The organism is Cellulosimicrobium cellulans (assembly GCF_042723955.1).
Taxonomy (GTDB): domain Bacteria; phylum Actinomycetota; class Actinomycetes; order Actinomycetales; family Cellulomonadaceae; genus Cellulosimicrobium; species Cellulosimicrobium cellulans_H.
This window is the reverse complement of the sequence record NZ_JBHXIC010000009.1, coordinates 39,188-55,832: the sequence shown is the minus strand read 5'-3', so window position 1 is coordinate 55,832 and position 16,645 is coordinate 39,188. Positions and strand designations below refer to the sequence as shown.

At 72.8% G+C, this 16,645-nt stretch carries 20 protein-coding genes; 19 read left to right on the top strand and 1 reads right to left on the bottom strand.

Annotation, left to right across the window (positions count from 1 at the left end; genetic code table 11):
* The first annotated feature begins 12 nt into the window (after positions 1-12).
* The 7 genes from ACFWH7_RS04485 to ACFWH7_RS04455 all read left to right on the top strand — a co-directional run bounded on the left by ACFWH7_RS04485 (position 13) and on the right by ACFWH7_RS04455 (position 6,745).
* Entirely contained in the window at positions 13-939 is a 927-nt protein-coding gene (locus ACFWH7_RS04485; RefSeq protein WP_378215244.1) for a DUF1062 domain-containing protein, read from the top strand.
* A gap of 38 nt (positions 940-977) precedes the next feature.
* Positions 978-1,193: a hypothetical protein gene (locus ACFWH7_RS04480; RefSeq protein ID WP_378215243.1), complete on the top strand. Its 216-nt coding sequence runs from the start codon at positions 978-980 to the stop codon at positions 1,191-1,193.
* Positions 1,194-1,386: 193 nt separating this feature from the next.
* On the top strand, positions 1,387-1,929 hold the full coding sequence (locus ACFWH7_RS04475; protein WP_378215242.1) for a hypothetical protein: 543 nt from the start codon (positions 1,387-1,389) through the stop codon (positions 1,927-1,929).
* Between the two features lie 45 nt (positions 1,930-1,974).
* On the top strand, positions 1,975-2,484 hold the full coding sequence (locus tag ACFWH7_RS04470) for a hypothetical protein (RefSeq protein ID WP_378215241.1): 510 nt from the start codon (positions 1,975-1,977) through the stop codon (positions 2,482-2,484).
* On the top strand, positions 2,481-3,806 hold the full coding sequence (locus ACFWH7_RS04465) for a PBSX family phage terminase large subunit (RefSeq protein WP_378215240.1): 1,326 nt from the start codon (positions 2,481-2,483) through the stop codon (positions 3,804-3,806). The genes ACFWH7_RS04470 and ACFWH7_RS04465 overlap by 4 nt, the downstream gene beginning before the upstream one ends.
* 12 nt (positions 3,807-3,818) lie before the next feature.
* Positions 3,819-5,612 carry a hypothetical protein gene (locus ACFWH7_RS04460; RefSeq protein WP_378215239.1) on the top strand — a complete coding sequence of 598 codons (1,794 nt, stop codon included), beginning with the start codon at positions 3,819-3,821 and terminating at the stop codon, positions 5,610-5,612.
* A 32-nt stretch (positions 5,613-5,644) separates the two neighbouring features.
* Positions 5,645-6,745 carry a phage minor capsid protein gene (locus tag ACFWH7_RS04455; RefSeq protein ID WP_378215238.1) on the top strand — a complete coding sequence of 367 codons (1,101 nt, stop codon included), beginning with the start codon at positions 5,645-5,647 and terminating at the stop codon, positions 6,743-6,745.
* Between the two features lies 1 nt (position 6,746).
* Here the strand turns inward: ACFWH7_RS04455 and ACFWH7_RS04450 are convergent, their stop codons facing one another.
* Positions 6,747-6,917: a hypothetical protein gene (locus ACFWH7_RS04450; RefSeq protein ID WP_378215237.1), complete on the bottom strand. Its 171-nt coding sequence runs from the start codon at positions 6,915-6,917 to the stop codon at positions 6,747-6,749.
* 100 nt (positions 6,918-7,017) lie between these two features.
* On the opposite strand from ACFWH7_RS04450, the gene ACFWH7_RS04445 reads away from it, so the two are divergent.
* The 12 genes from ACFWH7_RS04445 (at position 7,018) to ACFWH7_RS04390 (ending at position 16,635) form a co-directional block, all read left to right on the top strand.
* Complete coding sequence (locus ACFWH7_RS04445; RefSeq protein WP_378215236.1) at positions 7,018-7,743, top strand: hypothetical protein; 726 nt, start codon at positions 7,018-7,020, stop codon at positions 7,741-7,743.
* Positions 7,744-7,765: 22 nt separating this feature from the next.
* On the top strand, positions 7,766-8,656 hold the full coding sequence (locus tag ACFWH7_RS04440; protein WP_378215235.1) for a N4-gp56 family major capsid protein: 891 nt from the start codon (positions 7,766-7,768) through the stop codon (positions 8,654-8,656).
* Positions 8,656-9,039: a hypothetical protein gene (locus ACFWH7_RS04435; RefSeq protein ID WP_378215234.1), complete on the top strand. Its 384-nt coding sequence runs from the start codon at positions 8,656-8,658 to the stop codon at positions 9,037-9,039. Before ACFWH7_RS04440 ends, ACFWH7_RS04435 begins: the two co-directional genes overlap by 1 nt.
* A 201-nt stretch (positions 9,040-9,240) precedes the next feature.
* Positions 9,241-9,675, top strand: a complete 435-nt coding sequence (locus ACFWH7_RS04430) for a hypothetical protein (RefSeq protein ID WP_378215233.1) — start codon at positions 9,241-9,243, stop codon at positions 9,673-9,675.
* Complete coding sequence (locus tag ACFWH7_RS04425; RefSeq protein ID WP_378215232.1) at positions 9,672-10,001, top strand: hypothetical protein; 330 nt, start codon at positions 9,672-9,674, stop codon at positions 9,999-10,001. The genes ACFWH7_RS04430 and ACFWH7_RS04425 overlap by 4 nt, the downstream gene beginning before the upstream one ends.
* A 215-nt stretch (positions 10,002-10,216) precedes the next feature.
* Positions 10,217-10,561: a hypothetical protein gene (locus ACFWH7_RS04420; protein WP_378215231.1), complete on the top strand. Its 345-nt coding sequence runs from the start codon at positions 10,217-10,219 to the stop codon at positions 10,559-10,561.
* A 13-nt stretch (positions 10,562-10,574) separates the two neighbouring features.
* The gene (locus ACFWH7_RS04415) at positions 10,575-11,015 is read left to right on the top strand and encodes a phage tail terminator protein (protein WP_378215230.1); all 441 of its coding nucleotides are present in this window, start codon (positions 10,575-10,577) and stop codon (positions 11,013-11,015) included.
* Positions 11,016-11,039: 24 nt separating this feature from the next.
* A complete protein-coding gene (locus ACFWH7_RS04410) occupies positions 11,040-11,762 on the top strand; it encodes a phage tail tube protein (protein ID WP_378215229.1) in 723 nt (240 codons plus the stop codon).
* Positions 11,762-12,256 carry a DUF7426 family protein gene (locus ACFWH7_RS04405; RefSeq protein WP_378215228.1) on the top strand — a complete coding sequence of 165 codons (495 nt, stop codon included), beginning with the start codon at positions 11,762-11,764 and terminating at the stop codon, positions 12,254-12,256. The genes ACFWH7_RS04410 and ACFWH7_RS04405 overlap by 1 nt, the downstream gene beginning before the upstream one ends.
* Positions 12,253-12,438 carry a hypothetical protein gene (locus tag ACFWH7_RS04400; RefSeq protein ID WP_108048118.1) on the top strand — a complete coding sequence of 62 codons (186 nt, stop codon included), beginning with the start codon at positions 12,253-12,255 and terminating at the stop codon, positions 12,436-12,438. Before ACFWH7_RS04405 ends, ACFWH7_RS04400 begins: the two co-directional genes overlap by 4 nt.
* A 4-nt stretch (positions 12,439-12,442) precedes the next feature.
* Positions 12,443-15,172, top strand: a complete 2,730-nt coding sequence (locus tag ACFWH7_RS04395; protein ID WP_378215227.1) for a phage tail tape measure protein — start codon at positions 12,443-12,445, stop codon at positions 15,170-15,172.
* On the top strand, positions 15,172-16,635 hold the full coding sequence (locus tag ACFWH7_RS04390) for a hypothetical protein (RefSeq protein WP_378215226.1): 1,464 nt from the start codon (positions 15,172-15,174) through the stop codon (positions 16,633-16,635). The genes ACFWH7_RS04395 and ACFWH7_RS04390 overlap by 1 nt, the downstream gene beginning before the upstream one ends.
* Positions 16,636-16,645: the final 10 nt, after the last annotated feature.

Below are 16,645 nucleotides of genomic sequence, written 5' to 3'. Positions count from 1 at the left end.
GGAGCCCCCGCCGTGACCCACCCCGACACCTGCGCCGCCCACGACTGGACCGCCACCGCTCCGCACGACGACGCCCACCCCATCTACGTCTGCACCAGCTGCGGCACGACGACGGCCGGGTGCCGAGACTGCGCCCGCCCCCTCGACGGCACCGCCCTCCCGGTCTGCGAACGCTGTCTCGACCGGGCGCGCGGCCTGCTCGACGACATCGCCGGGTACCTCGCCGAGATGACGGACGTCGCGAAGGTCGCCGTCGGGCTCCGCGCCATCCGGTACGACCTCACCGGCACCCCCTCCGCCGCGAACGCAGCCCGGCTGCCGCACGGCCTGGACGCCGCGTACCGCGAGGACGTCCCCGTCTCCGGCCCGGGGTCGATCCGCACGCGGGGCGGCGCCATGGACCTGCTGGAGGCGTGGGTCGACGACTGGGCGGAGCGCTGCGGCGACGACGAGGGCGCGTGGGACACGCTCGCGTACCTGCGCACGCACACGCTGTGGGCCGCCCTCAACCACCCCGCCTGGGACGACTACCTGTCCGAGTTACGCACCACCCGGGCCGTCGTGCGCCGCCTCGCCGGCCTCGCCCCGGAGCGCGAGCCGGCCCCGTGCGTGCACTGCGGCGGGACGATCGTGCGGGACTGGACGACGTGGGAGGGCCTGTCCGACGTCGCTCGCTGCACGGGGTGCGGGACGACGTGGGGGTCGCGTGCGCACCTCGCCCTGGCGGAGCGGTGGCACGTGCGGGCGTTGCCGGCGGAGCGGCCCGACGCGCTCGTGACGGCGGAGCAGGCGCGCGCGATCTGGCCCGGCCTCAACCCTGCGACGTGGCGGTCCTGGGTGCACCGCGGGGTCCTGGCCGCCGTCGGGACGGACGGCCGCGGCCGGGCGCTGTTCGAGCTGGGTGCGGTGGCCGCGCGGGTGGAGGCGGTCCCGGCCTGACGGGGCGTGGCCGACAGCACCGTGCCACGCTCGACGGCATGACCCGTAGACGCGTCGTCGAGTGGGCCCTCGTTGCCGTGCTGGTGTGCGCGTGGCTCGCCTGGATGATCGTCCGGATGGTGAACGGGGAGTCGTGGGGCTGGATGGCGGGCACCCTGGTCGGGACCGTCGCCGGGGCGCTGCTCGGGGCGTGGGCGAGGCGCCGGCAGGAACGGCGCGACCGCCCGTGGCCGAACGATGTGACCAGGCCATAGGTTGCGGCTATAGTCGGGTGCAACGCTTCCGGGGTTCCAGCACGCCCCGAACCAGGACCGCCCGGTCGAGCACACCGCTCCCGGGCGGTCCTGCCATGTACGCCCTGCCTCGTCGACGAGCCCGCGACCCCTCACACGCGAGCGCGGTGAGCCCGACCCGGCAGGGACCCACGTCCCCGGTACGCTCCCGGCCATGACAGGGTTCTGGGCCTGGTTTCACGACGGCTGGGAGATCGTCGGCGCGCTAGCTTCTGCGTTCGCTGCCGGCGTCGCGCTCTGGCTCGCATCGCGCGAACGCGCCGACCGACAAGCGGCGGAGAAGGATCGCGACGAGGCGCGTGAGGCGCAACGTCGGGCCGAGATGGCCGAGGCCCGCCGCGAGCGGGAAGCCCAGGCGCGGCAGGTCGTAGTCATGGTGGAGCGGTATCACGAGGGAAGCCAGCCCTCCTCCTTGCTGATCACTGTCGGCAACTACTCGGGGATCCCAGTGACCGACCTCAACGTTCGGATCCGAGTTGGCGACAGTTCTCACTCTGTCGGGTTCAACTTCGCGCTCAAGGCCCCGGTGACGGAATGGCCGATGCGCGTCGAGGCGCCGATTGCCACCATGCGCCCGTACAACTCACAGATCTACGTAGAGTTCACGGACGCCACGGGCACCCGTTGGAACCGCTTCGCTGATGGAGGGCTCGAAGAGCTCGCGCTCAAGGACGAGCATTCCGTGATCCGTCGATAGACCGCCCGGCGCGGTGAGGCATCCGCGAGGGCAGGTGAACACCACGTGCCCGCACCCCGCTATACGCCCGAAGACGACGCGCTCCTGCGCGAACGCCTCACCGCTGGCGTCTCGCAGCGGGCGGTCGCGGAGGAGCTCGGGCGGACGCCGGGGTCGGTGGCGTCGCGGGCGCACAAGCTCGGCATCCGGTCCGACCGCACGGCGACGGTCGCCGCGACGCAGGCCGTCGTGATCGACGCGAAGGCGCGCCGTGCCGGCCTCGAGGTCGCGCTCCTCGAGGACGCCGAACGGCTGCGCGCGCAGCTGTGGAAGCCGCACACGTACTTCGACTGGGGCGGCAAGGACCACGACTTCGACGAGCACACCGTCGACGAGCCGACGCCGTCGGACAAGCTGAAGCTCGTGCAGGCAGCGGGCGCGGCGATCGACCGGGCGCTCAAGCTCGCGCTGCACGACGCCGACGGCGGGCACACCGAGGCCGTCGGGATGCTCGACGGGATCGCCGCCGCGATCGCCGCGGCCGCGGACCGGATGCCGGCGCAGGACGAGTCGTGACCGCCGTCGTCGTCACTCAGGCCGTCATCGCCGCGGTCCTCGCCGGCCTGTCCCCCAGGCAGGTCTGGTCGATCGCCCGCGCGACCGCGCGCGTGAATCTGTGGACCGGGTCGATCCGGTCCGGGAAGACGATCGCATCCCTGCTCGCGTGGCTGATCTTCGTGGCGCACGCGCCGCGCGGCGGCGAGCTCGTCGTCGTCGGCCGCACCCGCGAGTCGATCGCGCGCAACGTATTCGGCCCGCTCAAGGACCCGTCGCTGTTCGGGCTGCTCGCCCGGCACGTGTCGTACACGGCCGGCGCCCCGACCGCGATCATCCTGGGCCGCACCGTGCACGTCCTCGGCGCGTCCGACTCCCGCGCCGAAGCCGTGCTCCGCGGCCTGACCGTCGCCGGCGCGTACGTCGACGAGGCGACCCTCGTCGCGGAAGCGTTCTGGACGCAGCTCATCGGCCGCATGAGCGTGCCCGGGGCGCGCCTGTTCGCGACGACGAACCCGGACGGGCCCGCGCACTGGCTGCGCAAGCAGGTCATCCTGCGCGCGACCGAGCTCGGCTACAAGATCTTCCAGTTCCGCCTCGCCGACAACACCCACCTCGACCCCGCGTACGTCGCCCAGATCACCCGCGAGTACGTCGGGCTCTGGTACCGCCGCTTCATCCTCGGCGACTGGGTCCAGGCCGCCGGCGCCGTGTACGAGCAGTGGGACCCCGACCGGCACGTCATGGCCGCGGGCGAGCTGCCGGCCATGGACCGGGTGCTCGCGCTCGGCATCGACTATGGCGACGTGCACGCCTCGCGCGGGTACCTGCTCGGCATCGGCCCGGACACCCGGGACGGGCACGCGGGCGAGGACCGGCTGTACGTGCTGGATGAGTGGCGGCCGGGGCACATGACCGTCGGGGAGCACTCGACGGACCTGCGCACGTGGCTCGCGGCCCGGCCGGTGGCGGCGTGGCGCACGCCGGAGTGGGTACCCGTCGACAGTGCGGCCGCGTCGTTCCGGCACCAGCTGTTCCACGACGGCGTGCCCGGCGTGACGAACGCGCACAAGGCCGTCCTGCCCGGCATCCAGACCGTCGCGTCCCTCCTCGCGGTGGACCGGCTCGTGGTGTCCGACGCGTGCACGGAGCTGGTCGACAAGATCCCCGGGTACGTGTGGGACGACAAGGCGACGAAGCGCGGCGAGACGGCGCCCGTGAAGGCGGACGACGACGAGGTCGACGCGCTGCGCTACGCGATCTACACGACCCGCCTGTCCTGGCGGGAGACCATCCCGATCGCCCCCGCCATGGACGGCGCGCCCGGCGACGACACCGACTGAGAGGAGGGCGTCGTGCCGCTGCCCACCGCACGTGACCTCGCCTGGCCGCCGAAGCAGCTCGCCGAGATCACGCCCGTCCTCGAGACGTGGTCGGCCTGGTACGAAGGCACCCCCGACGCGCTCGTCCGCGCCTACGGCGGCAACACCAGCACCTCGACGGAGCCGTCGACCCGGCCCGCGCAGCGCCGCGGCGGCGTCGTCGGGGCCCTGGCCCGGTTCTGGTGGGGCCGCCCCGTCGACGACGCGTCGCAGCGCCGCGACCAGCTGCACGTCCCGGTCGCCGCCGACCTGGCGCGCGTGTCCGCGGACCTGCTGTACGCCGAGCCGCCGACCCTCACCCTCGCCGCCGACGCGCAGCGAGAGCGTCAGGACGCACAGGCGGGCGGCGAGACGCAGACGCGGGAGCCGTCGGTCACGCAGCAGCGCCTGGACGAGTACGTCGACGACGGGTTCCACACGGTGCTCGCCACGGGCGCGGAGATCGGCGCGATCCTCGGCGGCCGGTACCAGCGCGTCACCTGGGACCCCGCGGTCATCGGGAAGCCGTTCCTCACGACCGTGGACGCGGACGCCGCGCTCCCGGAGTTCCGGTGGGGGCGCCTGGTCGCGGTCACGTTCTGGCACGTGGTCGACCGGCAGGGCGGCACCGTGTGGCGCCACCTCGAGCGGCACGAGCTCGACAACGATGGCCGCGGCCTGATCTTCCACGGCCTGTACGAGGGCACCGGGGCGACGCTCGGTGTGCAGCGCGAGCTGACCGCGCACAAGGCGACTGAGCCGCTGGCGGCCCAGGTCGACGACCAGGGCGCGCTCGTGACCGGGCGCACGCCGGGCCTGTGCGTGGAGTACATCCCGAACCAGCTACCGCAGCGACGGTGGCGCAAGGACCCGATCGGGCGCAACCTCGGCCGGTCCGACCTCGACGGCGTCGAGCAGCTCATGGACGCCCTGGACGAGGCGTACTCCTCGCTGTGGCGCGACATCCGCCTCGCGAAGGGCCGGATCGTCGTCGCCTCCCAGCTGCTCGAGTCCTCGGGCCCCGGGCAGGGCGCCGAGTTCAACCTCGACCGCGAGGTGTACGAGGCCGTGAAGGGCATGGCACCCGAGAACGGTGCCCTGCCGATCACGCCCCACCAGTTCGAGATCCGCGTCGATGAGCACCTGCGGGCGTGCGACGACGCGACGGCGCGCATCATCTCGACGGCCGGCTACTCGGCGCAGACCCTGTCCGACGGGGTCGAGGGCGGGCAGATGACCGCGACGGAGGTGCACGCGCGGGAGCGGCGGTCGTACTCGACGCGGGACCGGAAGATCCGTGCGGAGCGGCCCGCGATCGCGCGCCTGGCGGAGAAGATGCTCACGATCGACGCCGAGGTGTTCGGGACGCGCGGGCTCGAGCCGGGAACGGTGCACGTCGAGTTCGGTGAGACGGTGCAGGACGGGCTGATCACCCTCGCGTCGACGGCGCAGCTGCTGTCGGCGGCGCGGGCGGCGTCGACGCAGACGAAGGTCGAGCTGGTGCACCCGGACTGGTCGCCGGACCAGGTGAAGGCCGAGGTCGGGCGGATCCTCGCGGAGGATGCCGGCGAGGTCCTCGCGTCGCCGGACGACGTGCCGCCGACGGCTCAGGCCGACCCGACGAAGGTCAAGGCGCAGTTCGACGCGCTCGGTGTCGGCGTCCGTGCCGGCGTCGATCCGGCCGACGTTGCGGAGAAGGTCGGGCTCGCAGGCGTCGAGTTCACGGGCGCAGTGCCAACATCGCTGCGCCTGCCTGAGTCCGAGGCCGCGTCGCTCGAGCAGGCGTAGGCGTGTCGGTCTGACCTGGGAGGCTGGTTCGCGTGCCGATCGACCCCGGGTTCGGTGAGCGCCTCGCGCGCCGCGTCGCCGAGCTGTTCGCTGAGGCGGAGCTCGCCGTGCTGCGCCGTCTCGCGTCCGCGCTCGCGCGCGGCGTCGACGAGCCAACGTGGGCGACGTCCCGGCTGACGGAGCTGGAGTGGGTGCGTGCGCAGATCGCGCGCGACCTCGCGAGCCTGGACGAGCAGGCCGCGGCCGCGGTCGGGCAGGTGATCGGGCAGGCGTACACGGCCGGGCGCGCGCTCGCCGTACGCGACCTGGACAGGCTCGGCCTCGAGGTCGTGATGCCGCCGGCGACGCTGCGCGCGGTGGAGGCGATCGCCGCCGAGACCATCGAGCGCGTCGGGCTGTGGGCTCCGCGCATCCTCCGCGCCGCGCAGGACGTGTACCAGCGCACGGTGGCGGACGCGTCGGCGACGGTGTTGCTCGGGACGCAGACCCGGCGGGAGGCCGCGCAGCAGGTCCTAGATCGGCTGACCGAGCGTGGTATCGGGACGTTCCGGGATCGGTCGGGGCGCAGGTGGGCGCTGGAGTCGTACGTCGAGATGGCGGTGCGCACTGGGGCCGGGAAGGCCGCGGTCGACGGGCACACGACGCAGCTAGTCGCCGCCGGCGTGGACCTGGTCGTGGTGTCGGACGCGCCACGTGAGTGCCCGCTGTGTCGCCCGTGGGAGGGCAAGGTCTTGTCGATCACGGGCGGCGTCACCGGCGCCGTCGACGTGCCGTCCACGACCGGTGCCGGCACGGTGTCCGTGCGGGTCGCGGGGACGGTGGATGAGGCGCGCGCGGCAGGGTTCCAGCACCCGAACTGCCGACACTCCCTGTCGGCGTACCTGCCCGGCGCGACCCGCGTCGCCGCGGCGAAGGCCGAGCGGGCCGGTTACGAGGATCAGCAGCGGCAGCGCGCGATCGAGCGCGGGATCCGGAAGTGGAAGCTGCGCGAGGCCGCGGCCATGGACGACGAGGCCGCGGCCCGCGCGCGGGCGAAGGTCCGCGAGTGGCAGGGCGCGATGCGCGAGCACCTGGCCGAGCACCCGGCGCTGAAGCGGCAGACCGCTCGGGAGCAGGTCGGCCGAGCCCGCTAGCTCAGTGAGGCTGCGTCGCCGAGCCCAGCCACGCGTACGCCTCCGCGAGGTTGTTCGCCGCGCTGGCCCTCGCCTCGAGCGACGTCGCGTTGTTGCGCGTCGGGTCGACGTCCGTGGCGATCCGGTGGATCGCGTCCAGCAGCGCCTGCCTCGTCTCGTCCTCGCTCGCCATCAAGCACTCCCCTCGTCTTGCCGTCGCGCCTGGTGCGCGCCGGTACGCCGCGAACCGTAGCGGCACCCACCCACACGACCCGGACCCAGGAGGCCCAGTCATGACCACCGAGACCACCAGCACGGACACCACCACCACCACCACCCAGGACGCGCAGGCGACCGCCCAGGACGCGACCAGCACCCAGGACGCCCACACGTCCACGGGCGACGCGAACGGCGCTCAGAACGCCACCAGCGCGACCGGGACCGAGACGTCGCCGTGGGACGACCCCGCGAAGGCGAAGGCCGAGATCGAGCGCCTGCGCCGCGAGAACGCGTCCGCGCGCACCATCGCGAAGCAGACCGCCGCCGACGAGGCCCGCACCGCGCTCGTCCAGGACCTCGGCAAGGCCCTCGGCCTCGTCAAGGACGGCGACTCCGCACCGACCCCGGAGCAGCTCACCGAGCAGGCCACGGCCGCCCGGGACGAGGCCCGGGTCGCGCGCGTCGAGCTCGCCGTCTACCAGCGCGCCGGCACCCACCAGGGCGACCCGGCCGCGCTCCTCGACTCCCGCGCCTTCCTGGCGAAGGTCGCGGATCTCGACCCCACCGCCGACGACTTCGGCGACAAGGTCGACGCCGCCATCACGGCGGCCATCGACACCAACCCGAAGCTCAAGGCGGCCCCGGTCCAGGCGTCCGGCCCCTCGAGCGTGGACCACGCCGGCGGGACCGGCGAGGGCGCTGTCACCAAGGAGCAGTTCGCCGCCATGAGCCCGGCGGAGAAGAACGCGCTCTACGTCAAGAACCCGACCCTGTACCGCCAGCTCACCGGCCGCGAGTAGGCCGGAGAACGGAGACGCCATCATGGCGCAGACCCTGTCCAGCGACCTGTACCGCCCGGAGGTGTGGGCGGACCTGGCCGCCGAGTCGTTCGTCGGGAAGGCCGTCGTCGCGACGTCGTCCGCGACGGTGAACGACGACACGCTCGCCGGCCAGCCCGGCGACACCGTCAACTTCCCGAAGTGGATGACGCTCGGCGAGCTCGATGACCTCGCCGAGGGCACCGCGATCACGCCGGTGAAGCTCACGCAGAAGTCCTCGAAGGCCACCATCAAGGAGGCCGGGAAGGGCGTCGAGATCACCGACAAGGCGAAGCTGACCGGCATCGGCAACGCGCAGGACGAGGCGATCCGCCAGTTCGGCCAGCTCGCCGCGCGCAAGGTCGACGCCGACCTCATCACCGCCGCGGTGACGACGATCCCCAACGGGGTCACGTACGCCGACGGATCGACCGCGACGGCGTCCGCCCCGCTGTCGCACACGATCGTCGGGTCCGCGACGCTCACGCTCACGTGGGACGCGCTCGTGGACGCGTTCGAGAAGGCCGGCGACGACTTCGAGCCCGACGAGTGGGCCGGCCTGTACATCCGCGCCGAGCAGCGCTCCCAGGTGTGGAAGGACGACGACTTCATCCGCGCCTCGGAGATCTCCGCGGGCGGTGGCGGGTCGGTCGTCGGGCGCGGCTTCATCGGCACGATCGGCGGCCTGAACGTCTTCGTGACGAACCGGCTCGCGTCGAACAAGGCCGTCATCCTCAAGCGCAACGCGCTGGGGCTGCTGTGGAAGCGTCGTCCGATCGTCGAGCAGGACCGGGACATCCTGGCCCGCTCCACGATCGTCACGACGAACCTGCACTACGCGACGAAGCGCCTGGACGACAAGGGCGTCATCTACGTCCAGGCGTCGGCGTCCTGATGGGTATCGGGATGCTGCGCCGGCACTACCCGGAACGGGACGTCGCGGCGTTCCCCGACGGCGTGCCGGACGAGTCGTGGAAGGTCGACCAGCTGCGCGCGTTCGCGCGCGCACGCGACGTCGACCTGAAGGGCGCGACGAAGAAGGCCGACATCCTGGCCGCCCTCGCCGCCGCCAAGCCGGACCCGGTGCCGTTCGACCCGGGCGACCACGAGCCGGACGAGGTGCTCGAGTACCTCACCGGCCTGGATGACACGGACGCCGACGCGCGCGACGCGGAGGTGGCCCGGGTCGTCGAGGCCGAGAAGGCGGGGAAGAACCGGGCGGACGTCCTCGAGCTGATCGAGGGCACGCCCGCGGGCCCGCCGCCCCCGGCGGACTGACCGGTGCCAGGCGGGACGCGCCCCCGTCCTGCCCGGCACCCCTCGTACCCGTGGTGGGTGCGCCAACACGGGCCCGGCGACGGCCACCCGCACCGTGCTACGACCGTGAAGGCCGTTCGGGGCCGACAACGCCGGGTGCCTCCGGCCCTGCCATGAACGCGTCCTGCGCACCCACCACGCCCCCACCAGGAGGTGCCCACCGTGCTCGTCTACGCCACCGCCGCCGACCTCGCCGAACCGCCTTGGTCCATCCAGTCCCCACCCTCGAACGTCGACCAGCTGCTCGCGTCGGCGTCCCTGCTCGTGCTCGGCGCGACCCGGCCCGCCGTCTACGACACCAACCCGGAGGGTTACCCGACCGACGACGTCGTGCGGGAAGCGTTCCGGGACGCGACGTGCTCGCAGGTGACGACGTGGATCGCGCTCGGCATCGACCCGGCCGCGGCCGGCGCGGACGCCGCGACGTCGTCCGGGCGCGTCGCCGCGTCGAAGAGCTTCGGGCCGGCGTCGGTGTCGTACGTCGGCGTGGAGGGCGCCGTCGCCGCCCGTGCGCGCCTCGCGACGGGCCTCACGGACGCCGCGACGCTGATCCTGTCGACCGCGGGCCTGGACACTCGGGTGCGGGTGACGGGGTGAGCGCCGCGGACGAGCTCGACGACTTCCTTGTCCACGCCGTGACGGTCGTCCCGCTGGTCGGGTCGGGCGGCATGGGCGACGTCTACGGGCCCCCCGTCGCGGGCGTGCCGTGCCTGGTGGACGAGACGACGCGCATGGTGCGTGACCGGAGCGGGGCGCAGGTCGTGTCGTCCGCGACCGTGTACGCGCGCACGACCGCACCGGGCGCTCCCCCGGGGTCGTTGCTCACGCTGCCGTCCGGCCGGACCGCGGTCGTGCTCGCCGAGGCGCGCCGCACGTCGGGGCCGCTGGACCTTCCCGACCACGTGGAGTGGGCGGTCGAGTGACACGTCAGTGACGCGTCCGTGACACATCGAGACCGAGCGTTTCCGCAGGTCGTGACACGTTGTGACAGGTGTGACACGTTTTCTCGGGTTCCCCCTATACGCGCGCACGCGCATGCGCACGCAGGCGCGCATGGCCCACGAACCTCGCAGAACCTGTCACGTGTCACCACCTGCGGAAACGCACCCGACGATCCGTCACGGAGGGGGTGAACGCCGTGCCGATCCTCCCCCTCGCGCAGATCACCGCCCAGCTCCGCACCGGGGAGACCCGCGGCGCCGTCCTCGCCGCCGAACAGGTCCTCACGACCGCGCGCCAGCGCGTCCCGCACGAGGAGGGCACGCTCGAACGCTCCGGCGCCGTATCCGCGCCCCACGAGACCGGCGACGGCGTGGTCGTCGGGATCAGCTTCAACACCCCGTACGCGGTGCGCCAGCACGAGGAGCTCGACTGGCGGCACGACGACGGCCGGCAGGCGAAGTACCTCGAGACCGCGAAGGCCGACGACGCCGACACCGCCAAGGCGCTCATCGCGCAGGCGATCCGCGGCGCGCTCGGCTGACAGGAGGACCCCCGTGGGATGGACCACCGACCTGCTCGTCGGGCTCGCCGAGCACCTCGCCGACGTCGTGCCCAACCTCGAGTGGCGCCCGTCCGGGCCCGCGTACACCGCGGCCGAGGTCGGTGTCGTGTTCGGCGCGATGCCGGCCGACCCGGACCGGGTCGTCGTGCTCACCGCGTACCCGGTGTCCGGGTCGGGCCTGTCCGACGTCGTGCAGGGCGTGCAGGTGCGGTGCCGCGGCACCCGCGGCTCCCCCACCTCCCCGTGCGACCTCGACGACGCCGTGTACGCCGTCCTGCACGGGGCGGAGAACCTGCGCCTGGGCGGCGTCCTCGTCGCTCACACGCGACGCGCCAGCGCCGCACAGCTCGGGCCCGACGCGAACCGCCGGTCCGAGACCACCAGCAACTACTACCTCACGACGGCGCACCCCTCCGCGCACGTCACCGACTGACCGACGCACCGGAAGGAACACCCCATGTCCGTCGAGACCCTCAACCCGACCGTCAACAGCATCTGGCGCCTGGACGTCGACACGTCCGCCACCGGAACCCCCAGCTGGGTGCAGGCGCGCGCGATGCAGAACTTCGTGCCCGGCATCAACTCCACCGTGCAGGACTCCTCGGACTACGACTCCGAGGGGTGGGGCTCGGACGCCGTCACGCTCCGCAAGGCCCAGCCCACCGCGACGTTCCTGCGCAAGGAGTCCCCCACGACCGGGGCGTACGACCCGGGCCAGGAGGCGCTGCGCGAGGCCGCGTCGAACCTCGAGCTCGCGCACATCCGCTGGTACGAGCGCAAGGCCGGCGGCGAGGCGTGGGAGGGGTACGCGCTCGTGCAGTGGGCCCCACAGGGCGGCGCCGTCGAGGGCCTGCAGGCCGTGAACGTCACCCTGCTCGTGCAGGGCAAGCCGGAGGCGATCGCGAACCCGACCGTCGCAACCACGGTCCCGGTCGTGACGTCGGTCCTGCCCTCGGGTGCCGCGGCCGGGTCGCAGGTCACGATCAAGGGCGCCGGGTTCACCGGGGTCACGGGTGCGGCCGGGGTGAAGTTCGGTGCGACGAACGCGACCGCGTACACCGTCGTCGACAACTCGACGATCGTCGCGACCCTGCCCGCCGGGTCGGCCGGGTCCGCCGCCGTCGTCGTCACCAACGGGGTCGGCGCCTCCGCGGCGTTCCCGTACACGCGCGGCGCCTGATGCCCGAGCTCGAGGACCTCGGCGACCTGCTGTCACCGACCCTCGACCTGCCCGTGGCGGGGAAGGTCTACCACGTGCCTTCCCCGCCCGCGCTGGTCGGGCTCCGACTCCAGGCCGCCTGGGCCGTCACGCACGCACGCCGCGCCGGCACGACCCCGAAGTCCCGGTACCTCGAGCTCCTCGCCGACGACGACGGCGCGACGACGCTCGAGCAGGACGCGCTCGGGCCGGTGCACGACGAGCTGCTCGCCGACGGCGTCAGCGTGGACGTGCTGAACCACGCCGGGTTCACCGCGTACCTGTGGGTCGTCGCCGGTGAGCAGGCCGCCCGGGCGTACTGGGCGGCCCCGCTGGGAAAAGCCCTTACGCGCCCGCTGCCGTCGACATCGACCAGTACGGGCGCGGCGAGTACGACCCGGTCACGGGCCTCTTCGAGTGGTACGAGGTCCCGCCGGAGCAGCAAGCGCGGATCGAAGCCACCGGCGAACGGGTGACCTGGGGGCGCCTGCTCGACCTGTGGGGCCTCGTCGAGGCCGACCTGCAGGACCGCGGCATCGACGTCGACGACCCCGCGCTCATGGGTGCGCGGTCGTGGCGGTGGCTCCGGACCCGGATCCGGGGCCTGCTCTCGACGGACTCGCGCACCGCCCGCGCCCTGGCACCACGACGGAGGTGACCCCGTGACCGTTCTCGACCTGGGACCGCTGCGCGCGAGCGTCGAGCTCGACGACCGTGCGTTCACGAAGAAGTACGGCGAGGTCGAGAAGCTCGCGAAGAACCTCGAGCAGCTCGACCCGACCGTGCAGGTGGACGCCGACACGGCAACCGCGGAGCGGAAGGTCGAGCAGGTCGAGAACCGGCTCGAGCGGATCGTCGACGCGGACACCGTCGCGCAGGTCGACGCCGCGATCGGGAAGGCCGAGCAGAACCTCGCCCGGATCGAGGCCGACCTCGACGCGCTCGAGGCCATGGACCCGACCCCCGAGGTCGACGCCGACATCTCCAAGGCGCGGGCCGCGCTCGACCGGGCGGGGTCCGCGCTCGACGAGCTGCGCGGGGCGCGCGCCGAGATGGTCGTCGACGCGGACACGTCCGAGGCTGAGGACGCGATCGGGGACCTGCCCGCCGAGGGTTACAAGGCCGGCGCCGACGCGGGTGGGCGCCTGTCCGGGAAGATCATCGCGGCCCTGGCGACGATCCCGGTGGCGGGGGCGATCGTCGGGATCGGTGCCGCGATCGGCGAGGCGCTCATGTCCGGGCTGGAGAACGAGGTCCGGGAGGACCGGTTCGCCGCCCAGACCGGGCTGGACGCCGCGACGACGGCGAAGATCGGCCGGGCGGCCGGTGAGGCGTACGCGAACAACTTCGGCGAGTCCATCGCGTCGAACATCGACGTCGCGCGCACCGCGATCCAGGCGGGGCTGCTCGACCCGAACGCGACGAAGCGGGACGCGCAGCAGGTCATCCAGTCCCTGACCGGGGTCGCGGACGTCCTCGAGGAGGACGTCGCCGAGGTCGCGCGCACCGTCGGCGTCATGCTGCGCACCGGGGTCGCCCGGGACGCGCAGGCCGCGTTCGACGTGCTCGTGCGCGGCGCACAGACCGGCGCCAACGCGTCGGAGGACCTGCTCGACACGTTCACCGAGTACCCGGCCCTGTTCCAGCGGCTCGGGCTCGACGGGCAGACCGCGCTCGGACTCATCAACCAGGGCCTCGAGGGCGGCGCGCGCAACAGCGACCTCGTCGCGGACGCGCTCAAGGAGTTCCAGATCCGGGCGACCGACGCCTCGGAGGCCAGCGCGGCCGGGTTCCAGGCGATCGGTCTGTCCGCCGAGGACATGACGGCGAAGATCGCTGCCGGCGGCGAGGGCGCCCGTGAGGGCCTGGACCAGGTGCTCGACGGGCTGCGCGCCATGGAGGACCCGGTCGCGCGCAACGCGGCCGGCGTCGCGCTCTTCGGCACGCAGTGGGAGGACCTCGGCGACGCGATCCTCCAGCTCGACGTCACGACCGCGGTCGACAAGCTCGGCCAGGTCGAGGGCGCCGCCCAGTCCGCGCTCGACACGCTCGGCGACAACAGCGCCGGGAAGATCGAGTCCGCGAAGCGGAACATCGAGGTCGCCGCCGACGGCATCAAGGGCGCCCTCGCCACGGCGTTCTCCCCCCAGATCGAGGGGTTCGCGACCTTCGTCACCCAGAACCGGACCGCGGTGCTGACGTTCCTGTTCGACGCCGCGAACGGGGCCCTCGACTTCGGGCGCGCCCTCGTCGAAGGGACCGCCGCCGCCACCGAGGGGATCGGCGACTTCCTCGGCGGGCCCGCGGCGGACCTGATCGACGCCCTCGCCGACATCGCGATGGCCGTCGACAAGGCGACCCCCGGCGACCAGGGCGCGAAGGGCTTCCGGGAGTGGGCCGACGACGCGATCGCTGGCCTCAAGGCCACGGACGACCAGCTCGAGGGCGTCGCGGACACGATCCGGACGAACGTCATCGAGAACGGGCTCGACCCGGCGCAGGCGAAGCTGAACGAGCTCGCGATCCCGATGCTCGCCGAGGCGCAGCTGAACGATGCCACGACCCGTCTGGCGACGGGGATCGAGGGTGTCGGGTACGCCGCGGACGGGTCGAAGCTGGCCCTGTCGGAGTTGAACGGCACCGTCGACACGTCGACCCTCGCAGGGCAGCGGCTCGACGAGCAGATCCAGGCGGTTGTCGGGTCGCTCGACGAGCAGATCGTCGCGGCGGCCGGCGCCGGGGAGTCGCAGGACGCCCTGCGAGGACGGGTCGAGAACGCGCGCACGGCGTTTATCAACCAGATGACCGCGCTCGGCCTGACGAAGGACGCTGCCGCGCGGCTGGCGGATCAGTACGGGCTGATCCCGGACCGGGTCGAGACCGTCGTCACCGCCGACACCTCCAGCGCCTCGGCGGCGGTCGATACGTTCGTCCGCGTCGCCTCGCAGAAGACGATCACCATCCAGGCTCGGGTCGACAACTCAGCGATCAACGGCGGGAACTACTCGCCGGCGTCGTCGCCGTACCGGATCCGCCGGTCCGGCGGTGGGTGGATCCCTGGGGTTCCGTCGCCGTACGACTCTGTTCCGCTGCTCGGCGCGCCGGGCGAGTTCGTCGTCAAGACGAAGCAGGCGCAGAAGTACCCCGACCTGGTCGAGGCGATCAACAACGACACCCTCGCCGGGTACGTCGGGGACGTCACCGTGCCGGCCCCGCCCCAGCTCGCACCTCAGGCTGCGGCCCCGGTCGTGTCGGTTGCCGGCGGCGTCTCGCGTGCGGACCTGGCCGAACTCGCGGATCGGATCGTGGCGGGGATGCTCGCGGGTGCTGATGCGCGGGTGGCGGTGGCGGCGGCCCGGACGGTTCGTGATCTGCGATACGGGGGTGTGTGATGGCGACGTCCCCGGACGGGATCCTCGAGGCGAGCTTCGACCCGGCGCAGAACCTGGTGCGCCTGGTGGTGGATGGTGGGATGTGGCCGGTGCCGGGCGTGTTGCGCCGGAACCTGATCCCGAACCCTTCGTTCGAGGGCGCCTCGTCGGGAGCGCTGTGGGGGGTGACCGGCGGCACCGGTCTGGCGATCGCGACGTTCGGCCAGATGTGGTCTGGGCTCGGCGGCCGTGTCGGCGTGAACATCATGCAGGCCGCGTCCGACGGCGCGTCGAACTACCTGACGCTCGCGCAGTCGACGTCCACGGCGTTCCCGGTCACGGCCGGGAAGTGGGTGGGCATCACGGCCCTCATCGCGAACGACTCGGGTATCGGTGCCGGTGGTGGGTGTCGCGCTGACCTCCGCGTCGTCGACTCGGGCGGCTCCATCGTGAGCTACGTCGTCGGCGGGCCGTTCGTGAACTCGGTCTTCTACGCCGGACGCCGCATCGTCACCGCCGTCCAGATCCCCACCAGCGGAACCGCCGCGAGCATCCGCCTACAGATGTACTCCGGCAGCACCGCCAACCTCGCCGCGGGCGCCCGCCTGTGGGCCGACGCCGTCATGTGCACGGACTCCTACGACACGGAGGCTGAGGCGCTCGCGGCCGTCGCGACCTACCTTGACGGGGACACGCAGTCGTCGTCGGACTCGATCGCGTACTCGTGGACGGGGACGCCGAACGCGTCGGCGTCGGTCGAGGAGCTGGTCGTAGGTCCAGTGTCGCGCGTGCTGATCGAGCGGTCGTCGGCCGGTGTGCCGACCGAGCCCGTGCGCAACGCGAACAACGCGCCGGCCGCGGGTGGGTGGTTCCTGGGGTACGACGACGCGGCGCCGATGGACACGACGTGCACGTACACGGTGACGGGCCTGGACGCCTACGGCGGGATCGTCAGCACGGCATCGGTCACGATCGACACCTCGGGCGCGGCGCAGGGACTGTGGCTCAAGGCGCCGGGCCGCCCGCAGCTCACATGCCGTGTCCGTCTCATCGACCCTGGCGAGAACAGTGCCGCCACCCAGGGCACGGTCTTCCAGGTGCCGGGCGGATCTGCGATCCCGCAGTGGTCCGGTGTGGACGCCGACGCGCGACGTCTCGTCGTCGCCGCGACTACCGCGCAGGACGTCACGCGCCTGCGCGCACTCCTCGCGGCCGAGCGCACGCTGCTCGTCCAGTCCCGCCAGCCGGAGCAGTTCCCCTCGGGGTACTGGTTCGTCCACACGGAAGGGATCACGCGGCTCGGGCCTGCGACCGATCAGGCATGGTTCGGCCTCCCGGTCACCCGGACGTCCGCACCGGTCGGCGAGGGTCAGGGCTTCACCGGTACGACCTACGAGACGGTGCGCCAGACCTACGCGACCTACGCCGACCTCCTCGCGGGGAACGCGACGTACTTCGACGTGCTCGCGGGAGAGGGGACCTGACGTGTGGGTG